Here is a 6809-nt window from a genome sequence, read left to right as displayed (position 1 = left end):
CACACAACTTAAGAAAGAAAATAGCCTAAAAAAGCAGGCTAAATCAATCAAACAAACGCCCTTCTACTAACACAATCCTGTGATCTTATAATTTTACCTCACTTAATCAAAGTCTCCGCTATATAGCGTGGTATACCGGCCAATATTGAAAAAGCCGCCCCAAATACTTTTGAGACGGCCTCTTTTTTGTGGAATGTAGTGAGTGGTGAGTGGGGGCCATTGGTGAATAATGAATAGTCAATAGTGAATAAATAAAAGCTACGCACCGCGTGGCTTTTATTTTATGTAGCTTGCGCTGGTGTCCCACATGCGCTTGTGTCTCCGCCCGCCTGCGCTGGTGTCCCCACCTGCGCATTCTTTGCGTGCTCTGCGTATTTTCTTTGCGGCCTTTGCGGTTAATTCACTCGCTTCCATCCTTGAACATTGAAACACGTAAACTTTTAACCCTTCTGTCCGCTTGTGAACAGAAAACTGTCCGCTTACGTACAACTGCTTTTCTTTAACGTTTCAAAGTTTGCTTAATTATCAATCAGTTACGGCTGTCGTAACCACATGGCACCGGTTTGGCATTATACCTAACATCAAACGCAAACAACAAAAAAATTATAAAAACTACGTTTATGAAAAAGCTTATCCTCGCCGCCGTTATCGCTATCAGTCTTACTGCCACTGCATTTGCTGGTACCAATACTGAAAAAGTAAGCACCTCATTTAAAAAAGCATGGCCGGCAGCCAGCAACATCAACTGGAAAATGAACGGCATGGTTACCACCATCAGCTTCACCGTTGACAACCTGAACATGCAGGCTTTCTATGATGAAGACGGCACCTTCCTGGGCACCAGCCGCGCAGTAAACCTTACCGATTTACCTGCAGCAGCACAAACCACCCTCAAAGAAAAATACCAGGATTACACCGCCACCGAAGCCATTGAAATGAACTACACCGCCACCGGCCTCAACTATTATGTTTCTATGGAAAACGATACCAAAAAATTCATCCTGCAAATAGCCCAGGATGGTGCTGTGAAAGTGTTCAAAAAACTCAGGAAATAGCTGCGAGCTGCAAGCTTCGAGCTACGAGCAAAACAATAGAATTGTATATAACAAACGCCTCTGCCGGGTTACCGCAGAGGCGTTTTCTTTCGTTATACTTATGCCATAAATTCGCTATCCTTTGTGCCCTCTGCGGGCGTTTTCTCTGCGACCTCCGCGGTTAAAAAATTCGCTAAGATCAACTCACCACTCACCGCTCCTGAGAAGGCTGGATAAACGTGATTGACGCCAAACAAAGTGGCAGGCTGCCATCCTTATCCCAGCACACAACCACACGTGGCGCATGCATCGTATCCTGCATAGAGAAAGAAGTAAAAGAGCCTACCTGTCGCGCAGCAAAAATGCAGGCAGAACTTTGCTGTGCAAACTTCCCATTCAACAAATCGCGGAGCGTACTGTAAGTATTGTACATATGCCGCTTGGCCTTTTTGCCGGTGCCATAAAAAGCGCTTACCTGCACATGCAGCGCAGTATCATTTTGAAAAGCATTGGCCTTGGGCAGGTATTGAAAAATACGCAGCGTAGCACGAATGGGGCGTTTATGAAAATAATCATACACCACCGTAGTATCTTCAAAATATACCTTTGAATTGCCGATGATTTTAAAACTGTCGATGGTATTGTTGGGGAACTGCCGTTTTGCTTCCTGCAGCAGCGCTTCTTTACTCGCCGATAGGGGGAGATTATAAAAATAAGGCTGCACTTCTTCCAGGCTGGTTATAACCTGGGCCTGGGCCTTGTACAGGCCCGGTAGCAGGAAAATAGATAGTATAAACAGTTTCAGCTGTTTGTGCACTATAGTAGGTTTATATCATCAATTTAAGCATTTCTGCTGATAAATAAGCCAGGTATCGGTAATTAGACTGTTCACATCGACCAGTTTGTAAAAAGCCAGCTTAAGGTTTTAACAGTTCAAAGGTTTAAATGTTGAAGAGTTTAGCCACCACTCTATTGCTGAACAATATTTGAGTTTTACTTTTATCACATAACACTTCAGGCTTTTTTTCAAATCTTAAAATTGATAATACCGCAATACGGCCAGACTTCTTTATATGGGTTCCCAATGACCCAAGCGTAAAAATTATCATTGAATGTGACGGATTTCAATTTCACAAGACAAAGAAGAAAAAAGGATGACGTAAAAGCTTACGCATAACATTAGTATTGCCAATAGTGGGGCTTGACATTGAAGCAATAAGCAGCGGTAATTCTGTTGCGGTGTGGTTCGGTCTCAACAAATAAAGCCCAACTTTGGTTCTTAATATTTAACTTTATCAAAAGCCAGGCAGCAGTTCCGGACGGACGGAATTCCATCGGCAATACCTGCTCGTTGGCAGCAACGAAACGAGACACTCTACTATGGCATGGATTCCAATGTATTTATTAGACAAAGACATTGACTTCTTGAATGATTGGCTCAATCAAGAAGAAGAAATTGCATTTTTAGTTTCTAATGGACACAAAAAATGGATTGCAAAAAAGGAACACACCATAAAAAATGACATTGGTAATCAAAATTTTGGTGATGGATACAACTTTGTAATTCCAAATTATGCTGAGTATAACCTATGGCACATTCCTTCTGGACAACTTCCGCTGCCTGAAGCCAATAACGGTAGCGTTACACTTAAATTTCACAAGGAAGATTCGAATGAAGATGGTAAAGTTGATAATCCATGGTTGGGTTGGACGGAGATAAGAACCGGAGCTAATTCAAGAATTCCATATTTCGGTGCAGGATATCCAGGTGTAATTCATTTGGAAATAAATCTTCCACATGACCAAGAAATTAGAATGTCAAACTTTGGTTGGATTGGCAATCATTATAAATTAATTGGAAATGGTGCAGAACAGACAACTGAAAAGTTTTGGAACAAACTTAGACGAATGGCAAAGAAAATAGGGACCCAAATTCCAAGAAGCAATACCCTAGAAGGGAAAAAAGAAGTATTTGCATTCCCAACCGCATACGAAGAAATAAAAAATGGCAGACCTTGTTCCCTAAATCCATAAGTAACACCTGCAGCTGCTTCACGAAAATGGCTTTCGCATACTCACCTACAAAGAAGACGACCCCGACTGCGGCAATGCCACCGTATGGATGGCGCAATTAGATACCTAACGAACACAACATCTTCGCGTGTTTGCTGTTTTGTTATTGTTATTAACTTAAACCATGTGATATGCCCGTTATAAAGTACACAAGATTATTCGCCGCCCTGTTAGTGCTTTTTACCGCCCTGGCTTGCAATGCAGGCCCAGGCCACTCCGTTAACGACAGCACGGCCCGGGCCAAACCCACCGACAGTGCAGATCATACCAATGTAAAACCCGCGGCGCTGCCCGCAGCTGCAGATACAACCAATGCAGTAGTGGCACTCGTGAAACAGGCACTTACCACCAAACTGTTGACCAATGATTTAAAATCCCTCAACAGTGACGACCGGCAATTCACCTATTCAACCGCCGATATCAATGGCGATGGCCGGCCTGAAATATTTGCAGGCATGAAAGGCCGGTATTTCTGCGGCAGCGGAGGATGCACTGTTTACCTGTTAAATAACAAAGGGGAGAAGATAACCGCGTTTACCATTGTAAGCGGCCCTATTATTATAAGCAACCACACCACCAAAGGCTGGCACGATTTAATTGTACCAAGCAGCGGCACGCCATACCTGGTTCAGTTTAACGGTAAGGCTTACCCTTCAAACCCATCTGTTCAACCCAAATACACCGGCACTACCGGCGATACAGTAACAACGGTGTTACCGGATAACGCGGCAGTGCTGAGGTTTTAAGTGTATTACCCCGTCCATAGCATTACTGGTAAATAACTATCCATGTAGTTTGTTAATGCTACCATATAGATGGTACAGTTACAATAAAACCATTAAGCCATAAAACCATCGAACTATCTTCCCCAGATTTTAATTTGCAGCAGCGGGTGCTGCACAGGTAGTAAAATGTTTCCCTTTCGTTTGCAAACACATTTGGCATATTGGGTATGTAGGCCATAACATGCTCGCGCAGGGTAGTAATATTAAGGCTGGATTGCGGGTAGTTAAAAAAACTTGCCAGCAGGCTATTGTAAAAAAGCAGGTTAGCATGGTGCAGCAGCAGCCCGGCAACGGGCAGGTTATTGCTTTGCAAACAAGTGGCGGCGCTTGCCAGCAGGTTGCATCCCTCATCGTAATACCGGGTAAACACCTTATGGGGCATTGGCAAGCATATTGGCGCCTGTTTTTTGTTAACCTCGCTGCAAAGCAGGTGTTGGGCTTTGGTGTATACCAGTTTTTGGGATATTTTATGCTGCTTGGAGCATATAATATGCCGCTGCTGGGGATGTTTTATCCGTTTACAAACAGCTTCAGTTTTGTTCAGTTTATGCACCTTTGTTCAGGCTTTTTACTACATTGGTACAAACTGGTGCATTTTATTATATTTGTTTACTACCCTAACAACTATGGCTAACAAGTACACGAAGGCAGAAACGTAAAGCGCATACGTGAAATAATGGGCATTAAACAGGAAGCCTTCGCCGCCAAAATGGGCGATGACTGTACTCAGAAAAAAGTTACCCTGCTCGGAGACAAAGACTGCATTGACGATGACCTGATGGAACAAATTGCCCAGGTACTAAAAGTGCCTGCAGAGGCGATCAGGAATTTTAGTGAAGACGTTGCTATTAATATCATAGGTAACACCGTTACCAATCATGACAACGTATCTATATTAATTGCTTGAACTGATGGAAGAGAATAAGAAGTTGTATGAAAGGCTGTTGGAGAGTGAGGGTAGTAAAGTAAAATTATTAGAAGAATTATTAAGTAAAAAATAGAAAATTGGTCCAATTGATGATAGCTGTCAATCGTAAAATTGGCAGCCTTTTTTTTAATTATCCATATGGAGAATATATTCTTTTCCGCGCTAGGTATTGATAACGATCTTTATAACGAATATAAGTATGCTAGCAACTCTGGCCATTTGGATAATCTAGCTCGATTAAACATTTTAGTTGGAGAAAATAACTCTGGTAAAAGTAGGTTTCTTAGGAAGATTTTTGCTGATGAAGAGTTGAAATTTCTCAGCCCCGTTGCAGATAGAAATTTTATTAATGAGAGATTTCAATATTTTATTGACGAACTTAAGAAAAATAATTTTTTTAACGAACATGATGCCTTTGAATCCATTAGAATGGATGTTGAAAAATTTTTTCCCTTCATATATTTGACACCATTCGTGAGCTATGAGCTCGTATTTAAAATTTTGAGGGAAACTGAAAGAATACTGAAAGGGATGATTTCTAATTTTCCGCAGCTCAATAATTTATTGCTAACTACCCAAGAATGCCTAAATGACATTAAACAGTTGGTAGGTGGAAATTCACAATCTGTACACTATAAATTTAGACGGATTTATATACCTGTGTTAAGAGGTTTAAGGCCAATTCAAAGGCCGGCTGTCGGAGAAATTTCCTTTTTAAATGAATATGATAACTATAAGGATAGAACAGTGTTTGACTATTTTACGGAGGTAAAAAGAAATAAACTGGAAGATGATATATACACTGGATTAAATTTATATGATGACGTTAACAGGTTTTACAATGGTGACGGTGAAGAGAGGGAGACGTTAAATAGGTTTTGCAAATTTATCTCAGAAACTTTTTTTAATAATGCAAAAGTTGAACTGATTCCCCGACATAAAAAACCAGTAGTTTATGTAAAGATTGGTAATCATGAGGAACCAATTTACAATCTAGGTGATGGCATACAATCTTTAATAATTTTGTTATATCCGGTTTTCTTCTTTAAGAATGATTCATTGAAAGTTTTTATTGAAGAGCCAGAAACTCATTTACATCCAGGATTTCAAAGACTGCTTATCGAAACGTTACTAAAGGATGAATTTAGAAATTGTCAGTACTTCATAACCACACATTCGAATCATATACTTGATTTGACTTTTGACTATAGGGGCGTAGCAGTTTATACTTTTGAAAAATCGGAAGACATCGGAAAAAAGCCAACATTTATAATCAAAAATGTTGAAAATACGGAGATCAACATACTGGCTTTGTTGGGAGTTAGAAATTCATCTGTTTTTCTATCGAATTGCACAATATGGGTTGAAGGCATAACAGATAGAATTTATTTGCGGAAGTATTTAGAAATAATTCAAAAGAATAAAGCCTTAAAATATTATGAAGAAAAGCATTACTCATTTGTCGAATATGGAGGTAATAATATTACTCATTGGTCTTTTTTAGATGATGAAGATCCAGCACACCCTAATATCGCCGTAGAGAACTTATGCGGTAAGTTATTTCTTATTACTGATAAAGATGATGCGGGACATGAAAAGCACAACGGTAGAAAGAAAACGCAGACGAAGAAGATGAAAAGGCATGCTCAATTAAAAGACAAACTGGGGGATAGGTATTATTGTTTGGAATGTAATGAAATAGAAAACCTTCTTTCTGCATCCGTTTTAACAGCCATTATTGGTGAAAATAATATTAAAGCTGGGGCTAAAATAGAAGAAAAACATTACAAGAATAAATATCTAGGAAAGTATCTGGATTCAATTAAAACTGACGAAAGCAAATTTGCCAGTGTGTCAGGGGCGATTGCAAATAAAGTTGAATTTGCCAAGAAAGCCGTTGACTACATACAGGTGAAAGAAGATATAAGCAAAGAGGCAATAGATCTAGCTAACAAATTGTACAAGTTTATAGCAGCACATCACAAGTAA

The 6809-nt window shown here is 40.0% G+C and carries 7 protein-coding genes; 5 read left to right on the top strand and 2 right to left on the bottom strand.

From position 1 onward, the window contains the following. Nucleotides 1-620: 620 nt before the first annotated feature. Entirely contained in the window at nucleotides 621-1055 is a 435-nt protein-coding gene (locus DXN05_RS15950; RefSeq protein WP_116848262.1) for a hypothetical protein, read from the top strand. 190 nt (nucleotides 1056-1245) lie between these two features. Here the strand turns inward: DXN05_RS15950 and DXN05_RS15945 are convergent, their stop codons facing one another. Then, on the bottom strand, nucleotides 1246-1851 hold the full coding sequence (locus DXN05_RS15945; protein WP_116848261.1) for a hypothetical protein: 606 nt from the start codon (nucleotides 1849-1851) through the stop codon (nucleotides 1246-1248). Nucleotides 1852-2414: 563 nt separating this feature from the next. On the opposite strand from DXN05_RS15945, the gene DXN05_RS15940 reads away from it, so the two are divergent. Together DXN05_RS15940 and DXN05_RS15935 are read left to right on the top strand one after the other, a co-directional pair. Continuing rightward, nucleotides 2415-3068: a hypothetical protein gene (locus tag DXN05_RS15940; RefSeq protein WP_116848260.1), complete on the top strand. Its 654-nt coding sequence runs from the start codon at nucleotides 2415-2417 to the stop codon at nucleotides 3066-3068. Between the two features lie 170 nt (nucleotides 3069-3238). Next, nucleotides 3239-3853, top strand: coding sequence for a hypothetical protein (locus DXN05_RS15935; protein WP_116848259.1), 615 nt, complete (start codon nucleotides 3239-3241; stop codon nucleotides 3851-3853). Between the two features lie 58 nt (nucleotides 3854-3911). On the opposite strand, the gene DXN05_RS15930 is transcribed toward DXN05_RS15935, so the two are convergent. Continuing rightward, on the bottom strand, nucleotides 3912-4274 hold the full coding sequence (locus DXN05_RS15930) for a hypothetical protein (protein ID WP_116848258.1): 363 nt from the start codon (nucleotides 4272-4274) through the stop codon (nucleotides 3912-3914). Nucleotides 4275-4568: 294 nt separating this feature from the next. Here DXN05_RS15930 and DXN05_RS15920 point away from each other — a divergent pair, with 294 nt between their 5' ends. Both DXN05_RS15920 and DXN05_RS15915 read left to right on the top strand, forming a co-directional pair. Then, complete coding sequence (locus DXN05_RS15920) at nucleotides 4569-4799, top strand: hypothetical protein (RefSeq protein WP_245975225.1); 231 nt, start codon at nucleotides 4569-4571, stop codon at nucleotides 4797-4799. 159 nt (nucleotides 4800-4958) lie between these two features. Continuing rightward, the gene (locus DXN05_RS15915; protein WP_147313941.1) at nucleotides 4959-6809 is read left to right on the top strand and encodes an AAA family ATPase; all 1851 of its coding nucleotides are present in this window, start codon (nucleotides 4959-4961) and stop codon (nucleotides 6807-6809) included.

It is taken from the genome of Deminuibacter soli (genome assembly GCF_003412455.1).
GTDB lineage: Bacteria > Bacteroidota > Bacteroidia > Chitinophagales > Chitinophagaceae > Deminuibacter > Deminuibacter soli.
This window is presented reverse-complemented; position numbering and strand designations above follow the sequence as displayed.